Annotated in this window: 1 protein-coding gene and 1 pseudogene; one reads left to right on the top strand and one right to left on the bottom strand. The window is 45.1% G+C overall.

The window, feature by feature from the left end:
* Positions 1-471 precede the first annotated feature (471 nt).
* Complete coding sequence (locus J9889_RS23040) at positions 472-804, top strand: NYN domain-containing protein (RefSeq protein ID WP_246878174.1); 333 nt, start codon at positions 472-474, stop codon at positions 802-804.
* A gap of 32 nt (positions 805-836) precedes the next feature.
* Here the strand turns inward: J9889_RS23040 and J9889_RS23045 are convergent.
* Positions 837-1,030: pseudogene (locus J9889_RS23045) on the bottom strand (hypothetical protein); the annotation flags it as partial.

Consider the following 1,030-nt stretch of genomic DNA (forward strand, 5'->3'; position numbering starts at 1 on the left):
GCTTTGGTGGCATCCATGAATATCGACTGGGAGAAGCTCCGCCACAAGTAACGGAGCTAACAGGAGACCAGCAGATCATTTTGGAGGTATTGGGTGAGCGCTATCGGCAAATTTATTCCTAAATCAGGTGCGGAATGTCGGCTGATAGCGAGGAACGTTGTGCAAGGGTCAATAAGCGGGAGCTAACCTGAGTTCGGCTTGGCACTTTGCCTCAAATCGGGGGGGCATTGGCCACCAGCGTGGCCAGCGGGTTGCCCCAAACAGCGGCAGGATTGATTCACCAGCGCAACAGCATTAGCCAACTTAGTTGCAGCAGCGTAACAATCTTGGGCTGTTTGTCACTGGTGGCTGGAGACGCTTGTGGCATAATACATTTCCCGAACGTCCGAATACGCTTCATTATTCGAACCTACGGCTAAGTAGTATAATGGAATCACTGCTCATAAAATAAATTTATGCACGGAGGCTTTCATGAAAGATAAAGAAAAAATAGCCGTATTTATTGATGCTGATAATGCACCGGCAGGTAAGATAGATATTGTTCTTTCAGAATTAGCTCGATACGGCGTTGTAAACATTAGAAAAGCATATGGTAACTGGAAAAACCCGAATATTAAACCATGGGAAGATGTACTACACGATTATGCTATACAACCAGTACAACAATTTGATTTAACAAAGGGTAAGAATGCTACAGACATGGCATTAGTCATTGATGTCATGGACGTCATATACACAAAACACATTGACATAATATGCCTTGTGTCATCAGATTGTGATTTTACACCTTTAGTTACTAAATAGCTGTTCCGAATAGTAGATCACCCAGGGCGGGATTATACTTTTTGCGAGCAATTCGCATCTGTCGTCACGCCAAAAAACATCTCCATTCGAAAATCATCACTCCAGCAAGCGCATTTGATTTTTCGCCGCTTGCTGATTGACTTCGGATGATGCTGCGCCATGTTCAGCGCAATGCGACGAAACAGGGCAAACACCTCTGCTGCCTCCCTGTCACCAATCCGGCTCA

Origin of the sequence: Aeromonas sp. PrichA-15 (assembly GCF_017939245.1) — a bacterium.
Lineage (GTDB): Bacteria > Pseudomonadota > Gammaproteobacteria > Enterobacterales > Aeromonadaceae > Aeromonas > Aeromonas caviae.